The organism is Pedobacter glucosidilyticus DSM 23534 (assembly GCF_000425145.1).
GTDB classification, from domain to species: domain Bacteria; phylum Bacteroidota; class Bacteroidia; order Sphingobacteriales; family Sphingobacteriaceae; genus Pseudopedobacter; species Pseudopedobacter glucosidilyticus.
The window spans coordinates 119,017-143,223 of the sequence record NZ_KE384312.1; the positions used below are offsets into that span (position 1 = coordinate 119,017).

A 24,207-nucleotide genomic window follows, 5' to 3' on the forward strand; every position below is an offset into this window, starting at 1 on the left:
GCCATGTTAAAAACACAACTACTACACCCCGAGATATTAATGGAATTAGGCCGAAATGGACATGGCGCTAAAATTTTAATTTCTGATGGTAACTTTCCAGTAAATACCTGTACGCCACAAACAGCAAAAAAGGTTTACTTAAATCTTACTCCCGGAGTTTTAAATGTTATTGATGTATTAAAAGTAATCAAAAACTTCATACCGGTAGAAAAAGCTTACATCATGCAACCACCAGATGAAACACCACAACCTATCCATCATGAATTTAAACAAATTCTTGATGAGGATACGCCATTTGAAGTGCTTAAAAGGTACGAGTTTTATGATATTGCCAAAACGCCTGATGTTTGTTTAGCTATTGCTACTGCAGAGGTTAGAAGATTTGCCAATATCATTTTAGAAATAGGAGTTATTAGGCCTGAATAAATCAACAACATGCAAACATTACATCATATATATCAACATAAAATAGTAGCCATTATCAGAGGCGTTTCCGCCGATAAAGCTAAGGATGTGGCTTTTGCTTTAGCAGATGGAGGTGTGAAAATTTTAGAAATCACCCTAAACTCACCAAAAGCCTTACAAGTTATAGAACAACTGGCAGATAGTATTGGAGACCAAGTTTTAATAGGCGCAGGTACTGTATTAGATCCTGAATCTGCTAGAGCAGCAATTTACGCTGGGGCAAAATTTATTTTATCGCCAACGGTAAATATCGATACCATACACATGACCAGAAGACATGGTGCGGTAAGTATTCCTGGGGCATACACACCTACAGAAATTCTAAATGCTTATGCCTGGGGCGGCGATATTGTGAAAGTTTTTCCAGCAAGCGCAGGTGTAGCCTATATCAAAGATGTAAAAGGGCCTTTGCCACAAATTCCTATTATGCCAACTGGAGGTGTAGGTTTAGATAATATCAAAGAGTTTAAGAAAATTGGTGCTGTGGCTTATGGTATTGGCAGTTCTTTGGTTGATGCTAAGCAAACCATCAATGATGAATATTTAAAACAATTGAGCTTAAAAGCGAAGCAGTTTATAGATGCTGTTCAATAATATCCATATTTAAAATGAAAATTACAGGTTACGAATTATATCAGGTTCCACCAAGATGGTTATTTCTTAAAATAGAAACCAGTGAAGGTATTGTAGGTTGGGGCGAGCCCGTTGTGGAAGGTAAAGCAGCTACAGTTAAAGCCGCTGTTATAGAATTAATGGAAGGCCTAATCGGTAAGGATCCTCAAAATATAGAAGACCATTGGAATATGATGTACCGGGCAGGTTTTTATCGTGGTGGCCCTATTTTAATGAGTGCCATTGCTGGTATAGACCAAGCACTTTGGGATATAAAAGGTAAATTCTATAATGCACCAATTTATCAACTATTAGGTGGTAAAGCTCGTGATACCATGAAGGTTTACTCATGGATTGGTGGCGACCGCCCGGCTGAAGTAGGCACTGCCGCCAAAGAAATGATAGACAAAGGCTTCAAAGCAGTAAAAATGAATGCTACCGAAGAGCTTCAAATTATAGATACTTATGATAAAATAGATGCCGCTATAGCTCGTATTGCCGCTGTTAGGGAAGCTGTTGGTCCGGCGGTTGGTATAGGTATAGATTTTCATGGTAGGGTACACAAACCTATGGCTAAAATTTTAGCCAAAGAGCTAGAGGCTTACAGGCCGATGTTTATTGAAGAACCTGTTTTACCAGAAAATAACGAAGCATTAAGAGAAATTGTTAACCTAACCTCTATTCCTATCGCAACTGGAGAGCGTATGTTTTCTAGATGGCAGTTTAAAGATTTATTAATAGGTGGTTATGCAGATATCATTCAGCCCGATTTATCCCACGCAGGTGGTATAACAGAGTGTAAGAAAATATTCTCTATGGCTGAGGCTTTTGATGTTGCCGTTGCGCCACATTGCCCATTAGGGCCTATTGCTTTAGCAGCCTGTTTACAAGTAGATGCCACCAGCTACAATGCTTTTATTCAAGAGCAAAGTTTGGGTATCCATTATAATCAGGGTAGTGATATTTTAGATTATATCGTTGATAAAAATGTGTTTAAATACGAGGATGGTTATGTTAAAATACCAGACGGACCAGGCCTCGGGATAGAAATAAATGAAGACCACGTAAAAGCTATGGCTAAAATTGGGCACAACTGGAAAAATCCGGTTTGGCGCCATCAGGACGGCAGTATAGCAGAGTGGTAATCATTAAAAGATAAAAAGAAGGAGTCATAAGCGTTCATTGTTTGAAGGGTGTATTCATTGGTTTGGTTTAATAAATCTTCTTTCAGAAAGATGTGCATTTTTGATTTCCTTCTTTTCTTAATTCTCCTACATGAATAATTTGTTTTTAAGTTGCGACTGGGGTACATCATCTTTCAGACTACGTTTGGTAGATGCTTACGGTTTAAAGGTTTTAGCAGAAGTAAGCAATGCCGAAGGTAATGCTAGCTTATTCCAGAAATGGAAAGCCGCTGGAGCTGATACTGATAGAAGAACAGACTTTTATCTATCCTTTTTAGAGGAAAATATAGATAAAATAAGTTCAGAATTTGGTAAAAGCTTAGATGGCCGTCCTATCATCATCTCTGGTATGGCATCTTCTACAGTAGGCATGCAGGAGGTACCTTATAAAGAGCTTCCATTCTCTTTAAACGGTGCCGATTTAAAAACTGTTCATTTTTCTGCTACCTCAAATTTTCCGCATCCCTTTACCCTAGTTTCAGGTGTTTGCTCTACAGATGATGTAATCAGAGGCGAAGAAATACAACTAGTAGGTTGCCAGCCCGATAAGAGAATTAAAGAACAGGTTTTTATTATTCCGGGTACACATTCTAAACACGTTTTTACTGTTGATGATAAAGCTGTAGGCTTCTGTACTTACATGACGGGCGAACTTTTTAGCTTATTAAGCACCCAAAGTATTTTAGCAACAACAGTAGAAAAGCAAGGTGTTTTAGCAGATGAAGACAATGCCAAAAGCTTTAAACAAGGTGTTTTAGATAGTTTTAAAGCCAATTTACTGCATGCCATGTTTTGGGTAAGAACCAACCAACTGTTTAATAAGTTTAGTAAAGAGAGCAATTACTATTATTTAAGTGGCTTGTTAATTGGTGCAGAATTAAAAGAATTAAAAGGAACGGATAAAGCTATAACCTTATTGGCTTCCGGTATTTTAAGCGAGAGTTATTTATGTGCTTTGGAAGCCCTTGATTTGACCAAGCAAGTATCACAAAAAAGTATAGATGAAGCTATCATAAATGGGCACTACCAGCTATATATGCTCCATTATCAATAGAAAATACTTACTTTCATCGGCAAAATAAGATGAATGATATTTAAAGCTCGCTACTGTTTGGTTTTAATAGGTCTCATTTGTTCCTCCTTTATGCCCAGCCAAAGGGTGGTGGAAACTTACGAAATCAAAGGCTATACCCAAGGTACAACCTATAGCATAAAGTATTACGCATCTAAAGCTTTAATTGCTGAAGCAGAAATTGAAGCTATTTTAGCCGAATTAAATCAATCTTTATCGGTTTATCATGATACATCACTCATCAGCCAGTTTAACCAAAGCAAAAGAGGCGTAGTATTAGATAAGCATTTGAAAAAAGTGGTAAACGAAGCTCAGAAAGTAGCTAAAGCCTCTAACGGAGCCTTTGACATCACCGTTTTTCCTTTAGTAGAGGCATGGGGTTTTTTAGGGAAACCCAAACAGTCTTTACCAGATAGCCTAACAGTAAAAAAAATACTAAAAAATGTAGGGTATCAGCAATTAATCCTTAAAAAGGATAGCCTAATCAAAAGTAATCCTGCTGTAAAAATAGATGTAAACGGTATAGCACAAGGCTATTCGGTAGATATTCTTGCCGATTTTTTAGAGCAAAGAGGTATCAAAAGATATATTGTAGAAATAGGTGGCGAATTAAGAATGAAAGGAAAAAAGCCTGATGGTTCTTATCCTAAAATTGGTATAGAAGCCCCCAATCTACAGGAAACAGCCTTTCAAAAAATCATCATCCCTAAAAAAGGAGCTATCACCACATCCGGAAGCTACCGTAAATTTGTAGAGACCAAAGGTTTAAAGCAAACACACTTGATTGATACCAAAACTGGTTATTCTATCAAAAGTAAAAATATCAGTGTGACGGTTTATGCTAAAACCGCTATGCTGGCAGATGCTTATGATAATGTTTTAATGGGTATGGATGTAGCAGAAGCTCTTCACTTTTTAAAAAAACATCCAGAGTTGGAGGCCTTTTTTATTTACCAACAGCAAGGTCTGCTAAAAGATACCGCTACAACTGGATTTTACAAGCTCCTAGCGCCTTAATTGACTATAAGTTATGTTGTTTTCTTTAGCCAAGAAAGCGTGTGTATCATGATGTCTAAATCTATAGCTAACAGGGTACTAACAGGGTGCTAACAGGGTCATAACAGGGTTGTTATAAGGTTAGTTACCCTGTTATATTCCTATAAATACCCTGTTATTTACTTATTAATTCCTAATAAATACCCGATATGGCTCTTTCTTGGACTTTTATAGAAGATGCTACTTAACAGTTTTCTAAATAAATGGGCTGTAGGTCTAGGTAATGAGATGGATGAAGGGGTGTTTCCTATTCAAAATCGGGTGTAATTTATATCAATCTATTTAACTCATACTAACAAATCGAATTAGTATTTATAGGTTTACATAACCAATTAAACCAATTGTAAACTAATTAATTTTCGTATGAAGTTTTATACCCTTTTATTATTGATGTTAATTTCATCGAGTGTCTTAGTGGCACAAAATGTCATTAGCGGAAAAGTTGTTTCTGATGATGACAAAGAACCTTTGCCTGGTGTAGCTGTTAAAGTTTATAATACAGATAGGAGTACAGTAACCCAATTAGATGGATCTTTTAAAATTAATGCTCAGCCGACTGATATTCTTGTTTTTTCTTTTGTGGGTTTTGAAAGTAGGAATATCACAGTAGGAAATCAAAAAGTCATTAATGTAAGTTTAAAATTATCTACAACCTTATTAGATGAAATTGCTGTAGTAGGTTACGGTACTCAAAAGAAAATTAATTTAACTGGTTCTGTTCAAACTTTAAGGTTGGATAGCGCTGTTAATGTCCCTGTTACCAATACTGCCCAATTAATGTATGGGAAGTTTTCTGGTGTGCAACTAACCCAAGGTAGTGGTTTGGCTGGTGAAGATGGTTCAAATATCAATATTAGAGGATTAGGAACTTTTGGAAACTCAGCACCCTTAGTGGTGATTGATGGTATGCAGTTTGAAGGATTGGCTGAATTTAACCGATTAGCCCCATCAGACATCGAGTCTATAACTGTTTTAAAAGACGCTTCTGCTGGTGCCATTTATGGTGCTAGAGGCGCAAATGGTGTAATAGTAATTACTACTAAGCAAGGCGATGGAAACACATTTAAATTGGAATATAATAATTTTGTAGGTTTACAAGAAGCTACCGTTGTTCCTGAGTTTTTAGATTCTTACAACTACGCAATTTTAAATAACGAGAAATTTAAAAATTTAGCAAACGGTGGAACATTTGCACCAAGATACACTGATGAGCAAGTTCAGTTAATTTTAACAGGATCTGATCCATTTAGATTTGCAAACACCAATTGGGCAAAATCATCACTTCAACAAGCTCTTTTACAAAACCATTTTATAGCAATCTCAGGAGGAAAGGGCGATACCAGATACAGAATGTCTTTAGGCTATTTAACTCAAGATGCGATTGTTAAAGGTGATTTCGAAACTGACAGGTATAATTTTAGATTGAATGTAAATTCGAAGTTAAGAAAGTGGCTAGATATGGGGAATAATTTAGCTGCAAATTATCGTCAGATAAATGGTCCTACTGGTGGATTGGGGGCCGTAAATGGTATAATTTCTTCTTTTGCCCGTAATGCGCCAACTATCCCTTTGATAGCTGAAAATGGAAGACCAGGATTTCAGGATGGAGCAAGAGGAAATCAAAATGCATCATTCCCAGTAGAATTTAACTTCGTAAGATCTGGTGTTGTTGGTGATTACCGTTTAGACGATTATGACTTTAACAATAGATCGTTTCTTAGAGCCACAATCGTGAAAAATTTAACTATAGAAACTGCCGTTACCTTAAATTTAAATTTTACAAATACTTCTGATTTTAATCCTACCAATACTGACCAAGATGACTTTGTAGTATCAACTCAATTAAACAGATTGTTAAACATTAGCTCTTTCAATTATGGTATTTTGAGCGATAACTTATTACGTTATAATTTTAAAATTAATAAAAAGCACAACTTCAATACATTAATTGGGTACTCAACAGTTTATCGTAAAAATGATGGTTTCAGAGCTTCATTATCTGGTTTTCCTTCAAATGCTATTCAAGAGTTCGAAGGTGGTGGTACAGCAAATCCGATAGCTGAAGGTGGTGGCGCAAATGAAAATGCTATACAATCTATTTTTGGTCGTATTAATTATAACTTTAAAGAGAAGTATCTATTTGAATTTAACCTAAGACGAGATGGTTCTTCAAGGTTTGCTCCAGTTAACAGGTATGCCAATTTCCCTTCTCTATCAGCAGGGTGGAATATTTTTAAAGAGGAGTTTATGTCTGGCTTAATTAAAAACGATGTTTTATCAAGCTTAAAGTTGAGAGGAAGCTGGGGTAGAACGGGGAATAATGGTATTGGAAACTATTTATTCGCTCAAACTTATAATGCAGGTTTAGATTATATTTTAGGTAATAATAATAACGTAGGAACAGTTGTTTCAGGGATAGCATTAACAAGGCTAGCCAATCCAACTATTAGATGGGAGACTACTGAACAATACGATATTGGTTTGGATGCAGCATTCTTTAAAAATAAATTGACTTTGGAGGCCGATTATTTTAATAGAAAAAGTTTTGATGTTTTATATACTAATTTCCCAGTTCCAGCAACCTTAGGGGTATCTAGCTTAGCAGCGCAAAACTCAGCAACGGTTTTAAATAGAGGGCTAGAGTTAAATGTAAACTTTACTCATAAAAAGAGAAACGGTTTAAATTATAACATTGGTTTTAATGTGACAAAAAATGCTAAAAACAGAGTTCTAGATTTAGGTGATGGAGTGCAAACTGTTAATCTATCAGATATTATTAGACCAGGAGACCCTTTCAGAGCATATTACGGATATCAAAGAATTGGTATTTTTCAAACACCAGAAGAGATAGCTGCTGCACCCGTTCAGTTCGGAAGTACTACTACACGTCCTGGAGATATCAGATACGCCGATTTAAGCGGTCCAGATGGTGTTCCTGATGGTATTATAGATGGTAATGACCGTACAGTAATTGGTAATCCATATCCAATTTGGTTATATGGTTTAAATACTAGCTTCAACTATAAGGGTTTTAGTTTATCAACATCTATTCAAGGCGTAGCCGGAGTTGATAGATTATTAACTTCTGGCGGTGCCGAACCACTAGCTGGTGATAGAGATAATGCATTATCTTACTGGGTAAATAGATGGACTCCAGAAAACCCTAGTACTACATTACCAAGAATTGGAGGCGTTAATAATACCCTTGTTTCATCTTTTTATGTACAAAACGCATCTTATTTAAGATTAAGAAATATAGAATTAGGATACGATTTTCCTAGAAAAGTACTTAACAGAATGAAGATTAACGGTCTCAGGTTGTTCGTGTCGGGGCAAAACTTAATTACTTTCACCAAAATGGAGAACTATGATCCAGAAAGACCTGCACAATCAAACGGGAGATTAGTGCCTTTATATAAAACTTATACAGCTGGTTTAAACTTCAATCTATAACTATAAAATTAACATGAAAAAGATATTTGTTTTATTCATAGCAGCAGCCTTGTTTACAGGCTGCAAAAAGGATTTCCTTTCAAGGTCATCATTAACTGAGCTTGCAGAAGATAACTTTTGGCAAAATTCTTCGGATGCACAATTAGGTATCAATGGTATCTATGATGTATTGCAGGATAGAATTATGTATGGAGGTGGTTTAAACGAATTTAATGGTATAGGCATACCTGTTTATGATACCTTTACTGATAATGCATTTAACTCCTATAGATTTGAAGGCCCAGCGAATTACATTGAAGGAAACATTGATCCATCGATAACTAATGGTAGAATATTTAATGGTTTTTGGGCTTCTAATTACCGAGGCATTGCTAGAAGTAACGCGGCTATAACTAGTATCGGACGAATGACAACAGAACAAATTACGGATGAGAATAAAGCATTTTTAATTGCTCAGGCTCGTTTTCTTAGAGCACTATTTTATTTTAACATCGCTGTTTATTTTGAAGATGCCCCTTTGATTACCACTGTACAAACAGTACAAACTGCGTCTGTTCCAAAAAATACACAAGCAGAAATCCTTGCTCAAGTTGTAGAAGATTTAACGGCTGCAAGTGAAATTTTACCTATAACAGTTCCTACATCATTAACTGGATATGCAACCAAAGGTTCTGCTTTAGGTTTATTAGCTCGTGTACAATTATTCAATAAAAATCACGAAGCAGCAGCAGCGGCAGCAAAGGCTGTAATAGATTTGAATTATTACAATTTGAATACACCTTTTGGAACCATTTTCACAGAAGCTGGTGAAAATACTAGGGAAATTGTATTTTCTGTAAAATTTCAAGAAGCGGCTGGTTTTAGCACTGGGTCAACTTTTGGAGCATCTTTTAATGGTCAACCTAAAGTAAATAGTCAGCCATTGGCAAATTTAGTTAACGAATTTTATAACACCGCTGGGCAGCCAGTTAGCTTTCCTACAACAGCAACCGGTGCAGTGCAAAAAGCGAACAGAGACCCAAGATTAGCCTTAACCATCTGGTTTAGAGGGGATGCTTTTGCTGTTCAAAATAATGGCAATAATGTATTTTTTAATGCTAATAGCGCATCTAACTTTACAAGTTATGGGCAAAGAAAATATGCGCATACCAGAACTTCTCCCTTGGGTACAGCAATTGCCGGGGCACAATCGCAAGATTTTTATATCCTAAGATACGCCGATATATTATTGATGAGAGCAGAGGCGTTGATAGAATCTGACCCTACCAATCCAGAGATTTATACACTTATTAACGCTGTAAGAGCTAGGGTAAATATGCCAAGTATTGAAACTGCAGAAGGTGCAGGTAGGTCTCAATCACAATTGAGGGATATTTTAAGACACGAGAGAAGAGTTGAATTGGCGTTTGAAGGTTTACGCTTTTTTGATTTGAAAAGATGGGGAGAAGTGGAAGCCGCTTACAATAGAATGAGAGCTGATAATATTACTGGTTATAACCCCCAGTATAGAGGTTTAAAATCAGAAACTTTCCCTATTCCACAAGGCGAGTTAGATGCTAATAAGAAATTAGAGCAACATCCGGCTTGGAAATAATAAAATGACTAACTGAATTTCATGCAAATCCGTAGCTTAACTATCTAAGCTCCGGATTTGTAATTTTAACTACTATGGTATTATCCTTATAGGCTAAACAATCTTTTAAAACTTATTTATGAAAATAGCTGTCTTATCCATTTTGTTATTTTACTTTTCTACTGGTTCTATATCCGCCCAACAACCACCTTTACCAGAAACTAAAGAAGCATTTGAGACTCGTATGAAATGGTTTAAAGATGCCAAATATGGTATGTTTATTCATTTTGGGCTATATAGTCAGCTAGGAGGAGTTTGGAATGGTCAGGATATTCCCAAATATGCAGAGTGGCTACAGGCTAACGCAGATATATCACCACAAGAATATGCGTTGTTAGCGCACCATTTTAACCCTAAAAACTTTAATGTTGAAGCTATAGTGAAAATGGCTAAGAAAGCTGGGATGAAATACATTATAATTACAACTAAGCATCACGAAGGTTTTTGCCTTTGGGATAGCAAATACACCAGTTTTGATGTAGGTAATTCGCCATTTAAAAGAGATATCTTAAAAGAACTAAGCGATGCCTGCCGTAAACACGGTATTAAATTTGGTACTTACTACAGCCTTTTTGATTGGCATCATCCATCACAAGAAAAAAATAATATTAATAAAGGTAAGGATGATGAATGGCCTTGGGCTAACAACATCATGAAACAAGGGCAAAAAACAGCCTATGTTAACTACATGAAAAATCAGGTTAAAGAGTTAATAGACCTTTACGATACTGATTTGATGTGGTTTGATGGAGATTGGGTTAGCTGGTGGACTTTAGAAGATGGTTTAGATTTGTATACCTATATTAGAGAATTAAAGCCTAACATCATCATCAATAACAGGGTAGCCAAAAGGAAATCATTTACCAAAGATTACGGTACACCAGAACAATTTCACTTTGATAGTGCAGTTGATTATGAATGGGAAGCTTGCTATACTTTAAACGATAATTGGGGCTTTAAAAAGAACGATTCTAATTGGAAATCTCCTGAAAAAGTTTACCAAATGTTGCAAGATATTAATGGTAAAGGTGGTAACTTTTTACTAAATATTGGTCCGGATGGTACTGGTAAAATACCAGTAAAAAGCAAAGAGATTTTGTTGCAAGTGGGTAAGATGTTGGAAGCCGATAATAAAAAATAGCTTTAATCTATTATGAAAAGAAATGCCATTATTACTGCTTTATTTAGTGTTTTCTGTTTAGCCACCCAGGCTCAAGAAGTTGCTAAACCTAATATTATGTTTTTTTTGGTTGATGATTTAGGCTGGGCAGATACAGAACCTTACGGAAGCAAATTTTACGAAACACCTAACATCAAAAAGCTGGCTCAAGATGGTTTGCTTTTTACGCAGGCCTATGCAGCAAACCCAGTTTGTTCGCCAACCAGAGCAAGTATCATGAGCGGTAAGTATCCTAGCAGTATAAAAGCTACCAATTGGTTTGGTGCGCCACAACCCGATGAAGAATTGGCAAATCTTAAAACAAAAGCTAACAACTCATTGCTATCGGCAGCATATCATGAAGATTTACCTTTAAAAGAAGTAACCATAGCCGAGGCTTTAAAAAGTGCGGGCTATAAAACTTTTTTTGCAGGTAAATGGCATTTGGGCGAAACCGAAGATTTTTGGCCAGAGCATCAAGGTTTTGATATCAATAAAGGTGGATATCACAGCGGAAGCCCTAAGAGTTATTTCTCTCCTTATAAAAACCCACGATTAACTGATGGCCCTGTAGGAGAGCATTTGCCGGATAGATTGGCCACAGAAACCAATCAGTTTATACAAGCTAATAGCAAAGAACCTTTCTTTGCTGTTTTATCTTTCTATTCGGTACATAATCCTTTAGCCGGAAGAAAAGATTTGCTAGAAAAATACGAGGCTAAGAAAAAGGCTATGGGTTTAAAAGATGAATTTGGCTTAGAAGGGAAATTTAAACTACGTTTAAACCAAAGTCATGCTACTTATGCCGCTGTAGTAGAGGGTATGGATTTAGCCGTGGGCAAGGTAATGCAAAAACTAAAAGACTTAGGCTTAGAAGATAATACTATCATAGTTTTCTTTTCTGATAATGGTGGTTTAGCTATTAATGAGGGTACACCAACATCAAATTTTCCGTTAAGAGCAGGTAAAGGCTGGTTGTATGAAGGTGGAATAAGAGAACCCTTAATTGTGAAATGGCCTAAAGTTATCAAAGCAGGGAGTAGAACAGAGATACCTGTAATTAGTAATGATTTTTATGCAACTTTCTTGGCGGCAGCTAAACTTCCTTTAATGCCGAAACAGCATACAGGTAGCACCAATCTTTTACCACTTTTGAAAGGGCAGCATTTAAAGGAACGAACCTTATTCTGGCATTATCCACATTACAGTAATCAGGGAGGAAGCCCAGGCTCTGCTGTAAGAAAAGGAGATTGGAAATTGATTCGTTGGTATGAAACCGGAAAAGAAGAGCTTTTTAATTTGAAAGATGATATAAGCGAGCAAAATAATTTATTGACTAAAGAACCTAAAATAGCCAAGAGCTTAAGTAAAGCGCTTAATAAATGGTTAAAAAGGGAAAAGGCATTATTCCCTACCGAATACCCGGCATATCCAAATAATTAGATTAAGTTTTAATACAATTATATTGTCATTTATAAAAAAGCTTTGATTCGTGATTTTATATTAATGTACAATAAATTTTAAAGCCATGTTTTTATCTGCACTATTAATGGTAATGATGTAGATATTATTGATTTCTAACTTTCCTGAAGTAGTTAGATTGATTAGATTCTTTCCGTTTTGTAAAGCAATTTTATCATTAAAGATTCTTTGTCCTTTTAGATTAAAAATACTGGTGTTTACAGTTTCGTCTTGGTTCCAGTTTAGCCTTAATTGGGTAGATTGTAAATTACTATAAACTTTTAACTGCGTATCTTCATCTGTAATTTTAAAATTAATAGCAATGGGTGGGAACGTTTCTGTTTTACCATCTCTATCTATTTGAGAGAGTTGGTAATAATTAACACCATTAGCAGGGAATTTATCAGTAAAATGATAAGCCCTCGTTACAGAAGAATTCATGGCTCCTGGTATAGATGCAATTTGAGTGAAATTTTTACCGTTAGTACTATGGGATAAAGTAAACTTTTCGTTATTAACCTCAGTACTTGTTTGCCAATTTAAATTTATTCCATCCTTATTTGCTTTACCAGTAAATGATAAAAGCTGTATAGGTAATGGGATAAGCTCTATAAGGGAAACATCATCTAAATAAGCTATATCTGCCGTTTTATTGAATCTCAACCTGATTGATGCTTGGCTCATGGGCACAGTATAACTAGCAAAGCGTGTGATATTGTTTGATGATGTGGTTGTTAAAGGAGTAAACGTTGTTGCAGCCTGATCGCTTCCGTTTACAATGGTAGCACTAAAAACTCCACCTCTGCTAGGGCCTGTACCGCCACTTGGGCCAGCGGCAGATTGTATGCGGGCAGTAAATTGTAATTGATAAGTTTTACCGGGTATTACGGTTATTTCATTTGAGGTTAAGGTTCTATTGTTTGTAGCCGAGGCAAACCTTACAGTGGTTATATTAATATCATCTATAGTTTCTTTTACAAAATCTGCCGGATTTGCAGTTATCCATCCATTAATAAAAGAAGTGTTATTTTCAAAATCGCCGTTAAAAACTAAATTCTCGTCAGATGAGGCGATATTGGTAGTCCTATTGTCTATAATATTGTTAGTTAAACTAGGAGTAGATACATGGTTTTTATAAGTTTCTCCTAAAGGTGTGAGCGTTCCATTTATCGATGCTGGGAAACTAGTTTCAAAAAAATAAGCATACCGTTCTATTCTGTTATCGTTTTCTAAATAGGGCAATGCCAGTCTCATAAAGGCATCTTGTACAGCTGCCGGCCTGTTAACATTAGCGTTAAATTCGGTTATCCAAATTGGCTTTTTATAAAGTGCATAAACGGCGTCTATATAATTCTTAAATCTATTGAATAAATCATTAACATTTGGATTGGCATTTTGTGTAGCAGACCAATTTCCCCAATCATACCAATGTATAGCAACAAAATCTATTCTTGCATCTTGGGCTTCTGCTATAGTAGTAAAATCGGCTAACCACCTATTCCAGTTTTCTTCTTTGGTAGCTGGCGAACCCATCCTGTAACCTGTTCTTAGTAAATTTTTATATACCGGAAATGCAACATTTACATCCGGAATATTAGCTTGTCCAGTACCGTCGGGTTCGTTAAACGCTAATAATGTATTTACATCTGTTCTGGTTGGGTAAGTATTTAAATTTAAGAAGTTATTGGTCAAATTGATATCCCAAGCCATAAGTACAAACTCATTATTTACTGTACTTACATCTAAAGCACCCCAATCATAAAACCAGCTTGGGTTTACGTTTGCAACTAAATTATTATCCTTTGTACCCATACCTTTTTTAGTGATATTGCGTAGCGGCATTACTCTTATAAAAGAAACTTTGTTTTGCAAAACAGCGGCTAAATCTACGGTTATAGTACTTACAGCTGCAACATAATTAAAGCTTTTCCCGGTTCCGTCTTCATTCTCTGCTAGGGTAGCCATATAGCCCCTATCAAGCTTTATGGATTTTATTTTATTATGAAGCCCTCCAGGAATGTTAGCACCTATATATAAACCACTAGCCGTAATTAAATGGCCAGTGCCACCTTGGTTAAAAGCTGGGTAAATGGTTAATTGTGCTTTCGCAGGATGAAAAATATTTAAACATATAAATAGGGCTATAAGTTTCTTTACCATGATGTTGATTATTGTTTTTTCTGATAAATTCTTACATAATCTACTTCGTACGTGATAGGAAATTTAGATAATGATGGATTTCCTCCATTTTGTCCTCCAATAGCCAGATTAAGTAAAAAATAATGTTCTTGATGAAAGGGATTAAAGCCATCAGGGTTACGTGTATTTGCGATATCAATATCATTAAGTAACTCGTCATCTAAATAAATTTTTATAGCTTTTTCATCCCAATCCATACGCCATACATGAAATTTTTCTAACCATTTTGGGTCTTTTTCCAAGAAATAGCCAAGTGGTATAACTTTATTATTCCATTTAGGCTTTAAGTTATTGCCTAAGTGTGCGGCATTGGCTAAAATGCTTTGCTTTTGGTTTTTGATATAAAATTCCATAATATCTATTTCGCCATTAGCAGGCCATTTTTCTTGATTACCTAAAGTCCATATAGCAGGCCAAGAGCCTTTGGTAGAATCTATTCTAGCTCTAATTTCAAAACGCCCGTACTTCCAAGATTTTAGTCCTCTAGTATTAATACTTGCGGAGGTATAATGTCCAAAAGCTCTGTTTTTCCTCCAATCTTTACTATTTGCATCGTAATCTGGGTTTTTTACTTTTTCTCTTAAAGCAGTAATGGTAAGAATCCCATCTTTACAATTGGCATTTTCTGCTTGATACCATTGCAATTCGTTATTGCGCTTAAAACCTGTTTCATAAGACCAATATTTATTGTCGGGTTTTCCGTTTTGATTAAACTCATCGTTCCACACTAATTGGTAATCTTTTATTTGTTGAGGTGGGTTAAAATCTGCTTTTGTAGCATCGTTTTGTTGGCCAAAAAGCTGTAAAGAAGCTGATATTGTAATAAAGGTTAAAAAGATCTTTTTCATGATGAATGTTACCTGCTAATTTTAATACTTTTTTGATAGTTGTTTGCTGTAAAATTAATGATGCCTATAGCTCCGCTTGATTTAGGAACGGGAATATCAAAAGTATTTAAGCCCTTTTCTAAATAAACCTGTTTTTTAAACAAGACCCTTCCATCTGTAGCTATGTAAGCAAGCATAGCCTCTTTAGCTTTTGAGGTAGACAAACTTACAGTTACCGAATTTTCTGAAGAGTTTAAGAGTTTTAAATCCTCGGCTTTAAATCCAAAATTTAGAGCTATTGGATTGAAACTTTCTGATTTTCCATCACTATCATATTGTTTTAACTGATAATAGTTTGTACCTGTTTTTGGGTTAAAATCTGTAAATCTGTAAAATTTAGGAGTATTAGAATTTACGGCACCATCAATTTTTGCAATGGCTTTAAATTCATTTTGATCATCTGCTTTAAGTAATTCAAAGTATTGATTGTTAGTTTCTTGTGCCGTTTGCCAATTTAATTTGATACCATAATCTTTTACCTCTGCACTAAAATTTGTTAAGGTAATAGGAAGTACAGAAGATGGTAATTTAATAATTTGTATCCTATCTAAAATAGGTGTTTCTGAAAACTCTATATTGTTATTGCCTGAAGTTAGTGCTATAGTTACATCGTGAAAACCGGCATTAGCACCTTCAAAACAAAATTGAGAACCTGTTGCAGGTAAAGCAATAGTGTTTGATTGTCCGTTATTTATTTTATAGGTAATATTTTTAGCTGTGTTGATGGCATAATAGTAAATTCTGAGTTTATAATTTCCAGCAGTTGTGGCAAACAGGTTTTCAAAAATAACTTTTTGACTACCAGTTCTTACAGGTACTATTTTACTTCCGGATGCAAAATTACAATTAGATGTAGTGGTTAGCCCAGTAAGAGTTGCATTTTCTGCTTCTAAAGAAAGCGTATCAGGCATACCATCCATATCTGATTTTATTGCCAATGTAGAGGTGTTAAAATTGCTATAGGCTGTACCAATTGGCGTTAAATTCCCATTTATATCAACCGGTTGTAAAGTCGGAGGAAAGAAATAAGCATAGCGCTCTACAAAAGGTTGTGCTTCTAGCCATGGTAAAGCTAAAGCAATAAAATTTACATGCGTTTGTTGGCTAGTGTTTCTATTAGCGTTAAACTCAGTAATCCAAATAGGTTTTTTATAGGTATTGTAGATGTTATTAACATAGGCCTTAAACCTGTTAAAAACGTCTTGAGCGCTGGGGTTAATATTTCCAGTACTTAACCAGCTACCCCAATCGTACCAGTGTATGGCTACATAATCAACCCTAACATTATTTGTAGTTGCCAAGTTCATGAAATTACCCAGCCATTTTCCGGTTTGTGCTTCACTTTCTGTAGGTGCCGGAGAACCAAGTCTGTAGCCTGTAGCTTGTAAATTGCTATGTAAAGTTACAGCTTCGTTAAAAGGGATATCAGATTGCTCTGTGTTGTCTGGCTCATTAAAAGAAAGTAAATGTGTGATTTCTGTTTTAGCAATATAATTATTTACATTGGTTGAATTAGCTGCGTTTCTGCCCCAAGCTAAAGGAGCATATTCTTTTGAAGTGGTAGAGACATCAGCAGTGCCCCAATCGTAAAACCAAGAAATATTTAATTGATTTATAGCCGAATTGTCTTGAAAACCTACTCCTTTTTTTAAGGTATTTCTGATAGGTAAAATCCTTATGAAGGATACTTTATTTTTTAAATTATCATTTAACTCAATAAATAGATCACTATTTACAGCTATAAATGGATAAGAACTACCTGAGCCATCTTCATTCTCAGCTAAAGTAGCCATATAACCTTTAGTTAATCTGATAGAGGCTATTTGATTGTCTAAACCAGCAGGAATGCTACTACCTCTATAAATGGTACTTATCGCACAATCAGCAAAGGTACCCGTTTGCTGCGACCCTTGATAAATTCTTAGCTGTGCAGAAACGCTATTTATATATACAATACTAAAAACGAATGTAGCTGATAGTAGGCTTAAAAAGCTTTTTGTATAAAGATTAAAAGTCATATACAGTTTTTTATATGAGGTACCTAAGGTTTAAATGAGACAAATGTTAATTTAAAATTTAAGTTTTGTTGTAGCTAAGCGGAGTTAAAGATTATTATCTTTTAACTCCTTGCCTACTGCGGGCAAATGCTAGGATTACATTCCCTTTAACTCTGCTTAATTTTATAATTTTGATATAAAATATATTAAAATCTTAGCGTGAAACTTTAATGCTTTGCTGCTCTTTATGAGCGCTTACGCTGATGATTCCAATATTTCCTGTTGATTTATTAACCGGAAGCGTTACACTATTTAAGCCAGCTGTTAGATAAGTTTTTTGTTGAAAAACTATTCTCCCGTCTAAACTTAGATAAGTAATTACTGCTGCTTTATCCGTAGCTGATGATATGCTTACGGTAACAGCCATGTCAGAAGAGCTTAATAAACTAATTTTATTACTGGTTAAACCAAAACTAACAGCTATAGGTGTAAATGATTCTGTTTTTCCATCATAATCTATCTGTCTTAATTGGTAATAGTTATTACCTGTTACTGGGTTAAAATCATCAAAAGAATAAGATTTAGTAGTTGTAGAATTTCCAGAACCATCAACTCTTCCTATACTTACAAAGTTTTTGTTTTCTCCTGCTTTTAATATTTCAAAGTATTGGTTATTGGTTTCGCTAGCGGTTGTCCAATTTAACTTGATACCATAATTACTAGCTTGACCAACAAAACTTGTTAATGTAATGGGTAATACCCCTAAATCTTCTAATGTTACATCATCTAAATAAGCAATACCTCCATCTTTAGTAAATTGGAGCTTAATTTTTGGAGTAGGATTGGTAATGGTAAAATTAAAACTAAGTTGTGTATTTGTAGGTGAAGTGGTAGATACAGAAGCTATAGTAGCTCCAATTGTAGAACCATCTGCTATGGTTTCAATAGCTCTTCCGGTAAAAGTATTATTGTCTGTATTCACACCTCCTGAAGCACCAGCTGCTGTTTGTATTCTACAATTAAAGGTAACTCTGTAAGTTTTCCCAAGTTCAACAGCAAATGATTTTGCATTAGCGGTTGTAAGTGTTCTTGTATTACTTGCTCCTGCTCCTGTGAATCTAACAGAATAAGTCCCATTAATCTGATTTAATAATTCAGGTTGCATATCTGCGTTAGATTCAAACCAATCGCCAGCCCAATTTTGAACGTTTGTACCTGTAGGATTAGCTGGAGTTTCAAAATCGCCATTAGGAACTGCTATAGTTTGTGCTATAGTAAAAAAAGGAATGCATATTAATGCAAAAAGTAATTGTTTTTTCATAATTCTAAATTTTAAGATTTAATACTTTGGTTAAAGTAAAATTAGATGATAGCATGGTAATGAAAGGGGTTACAAAATTCAAAAAGGGGATAAAAAGCGGTCATTTTATCCCCACCCTAGAATGAAGTTGTAAACAAGTTATTTAATTTCTTCAAAAACTATATCATCTACATAGGCAATATCTTTATTCTTACTTATAAGTAATTTTATGGATGTTACACCTGTTGCAGGTACTTTAAATGTTCCGGTAACGGTTTCATTTGAGCCAGATGTAATGCTAAGTGCTTGAAATTTTGTTGGAGTAGTTTTATTACCATCCCAAATGAGAATGTTTAATTTTAATGAAGCACCTTCAGAAGTTTCTAATGTGCCTGATGCACCTGCTGTTTTATGAATTCTACCAGTAAATTTTAAACGATAGTTCTTATTTGGTTCAACGGTAATAGCGTCTGATGTGATATATGCCGGAGAAGTATTGGCAGTTAGTCTTAGGCTTATTTGTCCGTTAATTTTAACCGGAGATATATCTTTTGCGATGTTAGAATAGGTTGCAGCATGTGTCCAATTAGCAAAGTTTTGTGGTGAAGTGCCTGATATTTCAAAATCTCCATTTTGTACCAGATTTTGTGCTTTTACAAGAAAAGGAGTACATATAAGTACTATTAGCCATAATTTTTTCATTTTTTTGTTGATTTAATAATTTATTATTTTGTTAGTTTTTTCTGGTATAGTCTGCTTTTATTTTTTCTAGTAATGCCTGCATTTTTTTTACCTTTTTGGGATAAATAGTTGCAATGTTGTTTCTTTCGGATGGATCTGTTTTTAAATCATAAAGTTGTACATTCTTACTTAGTCCGGCTTCAACGTTTTTGTCGTTTAACCATTCGGGTGTTGCCATACTTACAGGGTGTATGTATTTCCAATTTCTATTCCTAATTGCTAAAGTAAAAGCTTCTTCAATGATGTATTTACGGCCTTTTTTACTTTTACCTAACAATAGTGGTAAAGCATCAAAACTGTCTAAAGCTTCGTTACTATTAAGTTTACTATTGGTTAGTTTTGCTAATGAATGATACAAGTCAACTTGCGTAAATAAAGCGTTACTTACCCCAGGTTTTATTTTAGAAGGCCAATAAGTAATGGTAGGTACTCTGGTTCCAGCTTCAAAAGCACTGTATTTACCACCTCTGTATGGTCCGGCAGGTTTATGGTTGCCTAGCATTTCAACGGCTTTATCATCATATCCATCATCTAAAACAGGTCCATTGTCACTACTAAAAATAACTAGCGTATTTTCTGCAATGCCTAAACTGTCTAAAGTTTTGAGTAGTTCGCCGGTATAATAGTCCATTTGTGCAATAGCATCACCTCTAGGGCCCATGCTGCTTTTTCCAACGAAATCAGGATGTGGTACTCTGGGTACATGTATATCTTGGAAAGCGAAGTATAAGAAAAACGGGTTGTTTTTATTAGAATTGATATATGCTTTGGCTTTTTGAGTAAAAATTAAAGAAAAATCTTCATCCTTCCATAAGGCAGATTCGCCACCACTCATAAAGCCAATTCTACTTACACCATTCACAATGGTATTACTATGTTGTAAATCGGCCTTCATTTTTAATAATTCAGGATTTTCTATTCCAGTAGGTCGGTTACCAATTTTTTGACCATAACTTACCTGAATAGGGTCTTTAGGGTTTAGGTTTACCACTCTTTGATTTTCGGCATATACGGTAGGTACTCTATCACCTGTTGCCGGGATTAAGAAGCTATAATCAAACCCTATTTCTTTAGGCCCCATATTAATGTAACCATTCCAATTGATATTACCTGTGCCTAAGCCTAAATGCCATTTACCAATTACAGCCGTGTTGTAGCCACTTCTTTTTAACATAGACGCAATAGTTGGTGTTTCGGGGGTAATTAATGCAGGTGCATCACCAGGTAAAATAGCTGCTTTATTTCTAAAGGCATAGTTACCTGTGAGTAAAGAGTATCTGGAAGGCGTACAGGTAGAGGCACCACAATGCCCATCAGTAAGTATTAATCCTTCAGTAGCCATGCGGTCTAAATTTGGCGTTTTTACACCTTTTGCACCAGTAATACCTAAATCGCCATAGCCTAAATCATCTACATAAATAATTATAATGTTAGGTTTTTTTTCTTGAGCGTATATTGCTATTGACCATGTTAAAGCCATTGTTAAGGCAGAATAAAAGCTAAAAAAGAATTTTTTCATAATCGAAAATCTGAATCTTAAAACTAATGTGTAAGCAAGGTTTTATAAGTGGTTTATATTTTCAAAAATAGATATCAAGAATTTTAGCGATGGGTATTTACCATTCAAAAGGGTAGCCTATCCATGTCAAAATTTAGAATCTGATAGCTTTAGTAACTTCACACTGGTTTATGATAGCTTATATCCTGAACAGATAGAAAATTGTATAATCATTTAAAATAGGTATTCCATGACAGGTCTTATTGAACTAAAATTGCCCTTATATTGAGTGCTTTGTAGCTGATAGGATAATTTGTTTGCTCTATTTTTGGAAGAAACAAACCGATTATATTTAACCGTATTTGTAACATGAAAAAAATATTATTAGCATTTTTGCTTACCTGCGCCTTTTTACCTGGCGAAGCCAAAAATTATTACTTTAATGCTCAAAATGGGCAAGATAATTATAGTGGTTTATCTCCTAATCATGCTTTTAGGAGTTTAGCTAAAATAGCCGAATTAAAACTTATTGCCGGAGATTCTATCTTATTGGCCGGTGGAATAACTTTTTATGAGCCTTTAATTTTAAAAGGATTAAAAGGAAATCATGACAAACCTATTGTGATATCAACTTATAAAACTGAAGGATTTACAAAAGCTAAGATTGATGCAAAAGATTTTGCAAATGGAGTCTTACTATTGAATTGTTCTTCTGTAGAAGTTAGCAATCTATTTATAACAGCAAATGCAGGTAGGTTAGAACCCGTAAATGGTAAATTACCAGAGATGAGGTGTGGGGTATTGGTAAAGTCAAACTATGCTGGCAAGTTTAGCCATATAAATCTTAAAAACTTAACCATAAAGGATGTTTATTATGAAGAACCAGGCTTTACCAGAGGGAAAGACGAAGTAAAAACATCAAATGGTACTCAAAAATATGGTTGGGGTATACGTTTTATTGTCGAGGGTGAGGCTCTATTGGACAATATTAAAGTAGAGGCCTGCGATATTGCTCATGTAAGCCACACTGGATTAAAACTAACTGGTAAAAAGGAAAGTATCCTGAATATCAAACTCCTGAATAATAAAGTTACCAATGTGGGTGGGCCAGGAATACAAATGTCTGGTGTAAAGAAAGGTTTGGTAAGCGGTAATCTTATTGATAGTTCTGGCAGTAAAAAAGATAGTAGAAACTGGGGTAGAGGAAGCGGTTTATGGACATGGGGTACCTCTGATGTTATTATTGAGAAAAATGCTTTCTTAAATGCTAACGGTCCTGGGGATTCTGCCGGATGCCACATTGATTATAACTGCAACAACATTATTGTACAATATAATTTAAGTGCAAACAACGCTGGAGGTTTTTGCGAGATTTTAGGTAATAATTACAATTGCGCTTACCGTTATAACATCAGTATAAACGATGGTTTTAGGATAAAGGGAAAAGATGGCGCTTTTCAGGAGGGTAAAATATTTTGGTTAAGCGGATACGTTGGCAACAAGATTAAACCTAAAGGGCCGTTTAATAGCTACATTTATAACAATACCATTTATACCAAAAATGAGATGATAGCACAAGTAGCTATAGCAACAAGTGCTTCGGGTGTATTGGTAGCTAATAATATTTTTCATCTAGAGGGGGTAAGTAAATTTGTTGCAGGCGATCAGTTAAAGGCAGAAAGTATTGAACAGGTTGAAATCGATAACTGTTTTTTCCAGAATAACCTATTCTTAAGAAAAAATAGTTGGCCTAAAGAAGCCATTATAAAAGATACAAAGCCCCTTTACGGTGATGCCGCTTTTACCAATAAAGGTGGTTTTAAATTAGAAGATTATATCCCCAAAAACACCGCTTTAATAAAAGATAAAGGTATAGAAATAAAAAAAATTAATGGCGATGCTGTTGGTTTAACAGTAGGATTAGCCGTTGAGTACGATATTTTAGGAAATAAAATAACAGCTATGCCAGATTTAGGCGCCATTGAAATTAAATAGTAGTATGAAAAAAATCATGTTTTTACTGCCTTTATTAGTGTATTCGGTAATACACATCAAGGCGCAATCTAATAACCAAAAACCTAATGTTATTATTATTCTTGCTGATGATTTAGGTTATCAAGATGTTGGTTTTAACGGTTGTAAAGATATTCCTACACCAAACATAGACCGTATTGCTAAAAATGGTGTAACATTTAAAAATGGTTATGTTACGTTTGCGGTTTGTGGACCTAGTAGGGCAGGTTTAATTACGGGAAGGTATCAAGATAGGTTTGGCTATTCAAGAAATCCGTTATATGCACCGCAAGATGTTGAAATGGGCTTGCCATTAACCGAAGAAACCATGGCCGATATCCTAAAAAGAAATGGATATTATAGTACTGCAATTGGTAAATGGCATTTAGGTACACACCCAGATTTACATCCTCAAAAAAGAGGATTTAACGAGTTTTTTGGCTTTTTAGAAGGTGGACATCATTACATGCCAGAAATGTGGACTTTAGAAGATGATACTAAAGCTAAAACACAATACGATGGCTATAAAACCAAGATATTAAGAAATACAACACCTATTGAAGAAAAGGAATATCTAACAGATGCTTTATCAAGAGAAGCGGTTAGCTTTATAGATAAAAATGTGCAAAAACCATTCTTCATTTACTTAGCCTACAACGCTCCGCATACCCCATTGCAAGCAACCAGTAAGTATTTAAATAGATTTTCGCATATCCAAAACCCAAAAAGAAAAACTTATGCAGCCATGGTTAGTGCCATGGATGATGGTATTGGTGCCGTACTTAAACAATTAGAAGATAAAGGTTTAGATAAAAATACCATTGTTGTTTTCCTTTCGGATAACGGAGGCCCAGAAAATGATAATGCCTCTGACAATGGCCCGCTACGCGGCCAGAAATCTAACTTTTGGGATGGAGGCATTAAAGTGCCTTTTGCCATACAATGGCCTGCTAAAATTAAGGCGGGTACTGTTTACGAAAAACCAGTTATATCTCTAGATATTTTAGCTACAGTGGCCGCAACTGTTAAATCAAAAATTAATCCTGAAAAACCTTTAGACGGTGTTAACTTATTGCCTTATTTAAACGGAGAGAATAAAAAAGCGCCACACCAATATTTGTTTTGGAGAAATTATGATAAAGATATAATTGCAGTAAGAACCGAAGAGCATAAAATAGTGGTGACTAAAACACACAACGAAGAATTATTCAATAGCTTAAAAGATATTTCGGAGAAAACAAATCTTTATCAACAAGAAAAGGACACTTTTGATAAACTTCTACAACAATGGAAGGTTTGGAATAAGCAGTTAAAAAATCCCTTATTTTTAGGTTTGACGCAAGAAAAACAATATAACGAACTTTACCCTAAGCGCTTTGTTTTTGATAAATAAAATTGGTTTTATTATTTGTTAATAGTTTGTTATAGTTGTCAACAGCGTCTATCTTCTTGAGGACGCTGTTTTTATTTCTAGTTA

The 24,207-nt window shown here is 35.1% G+C and carries 17 protein-coding genes; 11 read left to right on the plus strand and 6 right to left on the minus strand.

What is annotated here, in order from left to right:
• Positions 1–3: 3 nt before the first annotated feature.
• From H510_RS0115075 to H510_RS19130, 9 genes are all read left to right on the plus strand, one after another.
• On the plus strand, positions 4–426 hold the full coding sequence (locus H510_RS0115075) for an RbsD/FucU family protein (protein ID WP_026905071.1): 423 nt from the start codon (positions 4–6) through the stop codon (positions 424–426).
• A gap of 9 nt (positions 427–435) precedes the next feature.
• Positions 436–1,059, plus strand: a complete 624-nt coding sequence (locus H510_RS0115080; protein WP_026905072.1) for a bifunctional 4-hydroxy-2-oxoglutarate aldolase/2-dehydro-3-deoxy-phosphogluconate aldolase — start codon at positions 436–438, stop codon at positions 1,057–1,059.
• 14 nt (positions 1,060–1,073) lie between these two features.
• Positions 1,074–2,222 (plus strand): galactonate dehydratase, encoded by a 1,149-nt coding sequence (dgoD, locus tag H510_RS0115085; RefSeq protein WP_026905073.1) that lies wholly within the window; start codon positions 1,074–1,076, stop codon positions 2,220–2,222.
• 130 nt (positions 2,223–2,352) lie between these two features.
• Entirely contained in the window at positions 2,353–3,315 is a 963-nt protein-coding gene (locus H510_RS19120; protein ID WP_036693100.1) for a 2-dehydro-3-deoxygalactonokinase, read from the plus strand.
• Positions 3,316–3,405: 90 nt separating this feature from the next.
• Entirely contained in the window at positions 3,406–4,350 is a 945-nt protein-coding gene (locus tag H510_RS0115095) for an FAD:protein FMN transferase (protein ID WP_211226590.1), read from the plus strand.
• Between the two features lie 402 nt (positions 4,351–4,752).
• Positions 4,753–7,842 (plus strand): SusC/RagA family TonB-linked outer membrane protein, encoded by a 3,090-nt coding sequence (locus H510_RS0115105; protein ID WP_081659299.1) that lies wholly within the window; start codon positions 4,753–4,755, stop codon positions 7,840–7,842.
• Between the two features lie 13 nt (positions 7,843–7,855).
• Positions 7,856–9,436, plus strand: a complete 1,581-nt coding sequence (locus H510_RS0115110; protein ID WP_026905076.1) for a RagB/SusD family nutrient uptake outer membrane protein — start codon at positions 7,856–7,858, stop codon at positions 9,434–9,436.
• 118 nt (positions 9,437–9,554) lie between these two features.
• Entirely contained in the window at positions 9,555–10,616 is a 1,062-nt protein-coding gene (locus H510_RS19125; protein WP_051291297.1) for an alpha-L-fucosidase, read from the plus strand.
• Between the two features lie 12 nt (positions 10,617–10,628).
• Entirely contained in the window at positions 10,629–12,077 is a 1,449-nt protein-coding gene (locus H510_RS19130) for a sulfatase (protein WP_051291299.1), read from the plus strand.
• A 60-nt stretch (positions 12,078–12,137) separates the two neighbouring features.
• On the opposite strand, the gene H510_RS0115125 is transcribed toward H510_RS19130, so the two are convergent.
• The 6 genes from H510_RS0115125 to H510_RS0115150 all read right to left on the minus strand — a co-directional run bounded on the left by H510_RS0115125 (position 12,138) and on the right by H510_RS0115150 (position 20,738).
• Positions 12,138–14,255, minus strand: coding sequence for a glycosyl hydrolase (locus H510_RS0115125; RefSeq protein ID WP_026905077.1), 2,118 nt, complete (start codon positions 14,253–14,255; stop codon positions 12,138–12,140).
• An 8-nt stretch (positions 14,256–14,263) separates the two neighbouring features.
• Entirely contained in the window at positions 14,264–15,142 is an 879-nt protein-coding gene (locus H510_RS0115130) for a glycoside hydrolase family 16 protein (protein WP_026905078.1), read from the minus strand.
• Between the two features lie 8 nt (positions 15,143–15,150).
• Positions 15,151–17,199 (minus strand): glycosyl hydrolase, encoded by a 2,049-nt coding sequence (locus tag H510_RS19710; protein WP_026905079.1) that lies wholly within the window; start codon positions 17,197–17,199, stop codon positions 15,151–15,153.
• A gap of 193 nt (positions 17,200–17,392) precedes the next feature.
• Positions 17,393–18,499, minus strand: a complete 1,107-nt coding sequence (locus tag H510_RS0115140; RefSeq protein ID WP_026905080.1) for a hypothetical protein — start codon at positions 18,497–18,499, stop codon at positions 17,393–17,395.
• 138 nt (positions 18,500–18,637) lie between these two features.
• Positions 18,638–19,180: a carbohydrate binding domain-containing protein gene (locus H510_RS0115145; RefSeq protein ID WP_026905081.1), complete on the minus strand. Its 543-nt coding sequence runs from the start codon at positions 19,178–19,180 to the stop codon at positions 18,638–18,640.
• Positions 19,181–19,211: 31 nt separating this feature from the next.
• Positions 19,212–20,738: a sulfatase family protein gene (locus H510_RS0115150; RefSeq protein ID WP_026905082.1), complete on the minus strand. Its 1,527-nt coding sequence runs from the start codon at positions 20,736–20,738 to the stop codon at positions 19,212–19,214.
• A 348-nt stretch (positions 20,739–21,086) separates the two neighbouring features.
• Between H510_RS0115150 and H510_RS0115155 the strand changes: the two genes are divergently transcribed.
• Positions 21,087–22,712, plus strand: a complete 1,626-nt coding sequence (locus H510_RS0115155; RefSeq protein ID WP_036693103.1) for a right-handed parallel beta-helix repeat-containing protein — start codon at positions 21,087–21,089, stop codon at positions 22,710–22,712.
• A 4-nt stretch (positions 22,713–22,716) separates the two neighbouring features.
• Positions 22,717–24,123 carry a sulfatase family protein gene (locus H510_RS19140; protein WP_036693174.1) on the plus strand — a complete coding sequence of 469 codons (1,407 nt, stop codon included), beginning with the start codon at positions 22,717–22,719 and terminating at the stop codon, positions 24,121–24,123.
• Positions 24,124–24,207 lie beyond the last annotated feature (84 nt).

What these genes read in the sequence shown, in the direction of transcription:
- H510_RS0115075 (WP_026905071.1), top strand. Translation starts at nt 4, where the DNA reads ATGTTAAAAACACAACTACTACACCCCGAGATATTAATGGAATTAGGC.
- H510_RS0115130 (WP_026905078.1), bottom strand. Translation starts at nt 15,142, where the DNA reads ATGAAAAAGATCTTTTTAACCTTTATTACAATATCAGCTTCTTTACAG.
- H510_RS19710 (WP_026905079.1), bottom strand. Translation starts at nt 17,199, where the DNA reads ATGACTTTTAATCTTTATACAAAAAGCTTTTTAAGCCTACTATCAGCT.
- dgoD (WP_026905073.1), top strand. Translation starts at nt 1,074, where the DNA reads ATGAAAATTACAGGTTACGAATTATATCAGGTTCCACCAAGATGGTTA.
- H510_RS0115150 (WP_026905082.1), bottom strand. Translation starts at nt 20,738, where the DNA reads ATGAAAAAATTCTTTTTTAGCTTTTATTCTGCCTTAACAATGGCTTTA.
- H510_RS0115110 (WP_026905076.1), top strand. Translation starts at nt 7,856, where the DNA reads ATGAAAAAGATATTTGTTTTATTCATAGCAGCAGCCTTGTTTACAGGC.
- H510_RS0115155 (WP_036693103.1), top strand. Translation starts at nt 21,087, where the DNA reads ATGAAAAAAATATTATTAGCATTTTTGCTTACCTGCGCCTTTTTACCT.
- H510_RS0115105 (WP_081659299.1), top strand. Translation starts at nt 4,753, where the DNA reads ATGAAGTTTTATACCCTTTTATTATTGATGTTAATTTCATCGAGTGTC.
- H510_RS19125 (WP_051291297.1), top strand. Translation starts at nt 9,555, where the DNA reads ATGAAAATAGCTGTCTTATCCATTTTGTTATTTTACTTTTCTACTGGT.
- H510_RS19140 (WP_036693174.1), top strand. Translation starts at nt 22,717, where the DNA reads ATGAAAAAAATCATGTTTTTACTGCCTTTATTAGTGTATTCGGTAATA.
- H510_RS0115140 (WP_026905080.1), bottom strand. Translation starts at nt 18,499, where the DNA reads ATGAAAAAACAATTACTTTTTGCATTAATATGCATTCCTTTTTTTACT.
- H510_RS0115095 (WP_211226590.1), top strand. Translation starts at nt 3,406, where the DNA reads ATGCCCAGCCAAAGGGTGGTGGAAACTTACGAAATCAAAGGCTATACC.
- H510_RS19130 (WP_051291299.1), top strand. Translation starts at nt 10,629, where the DNA reads ATGAAAAGAAATGCCATTATTACTGCTTTATTTAGTGTTTTCTGTTTA.
- H510_RS0115145 (WP_026905081.1), bottom strand. Translation starts at nt 19,180, where the DNA reads ATGAAAAAATTATGGCTAATAGTACTTATATGTACTCCTTTTCTTGTA.
- H510_RS0115080 (WP_026905072.1), top strand. Translation starts at nt 436, where the DNA reads ATGCAAACATTACATCATATATATCAACATAAAATAGTAGCCATTATC.
- H510_RS19120 (WP_036693100.1), top strand. Translation starts at nt 2,353, where the DNA reads ATGAATAATTTGTTTTTAAGTTGCGACTGGGGTACATCATCTTTCAGA.
- H510_RS0115125 (WP_026905077.1), bottom strand. Translation starts at nt 14,255, where the DNA reads ATGGTAAAGAAACTTATAGCCCTATTTATATGTTTAAATATTTTTCAT.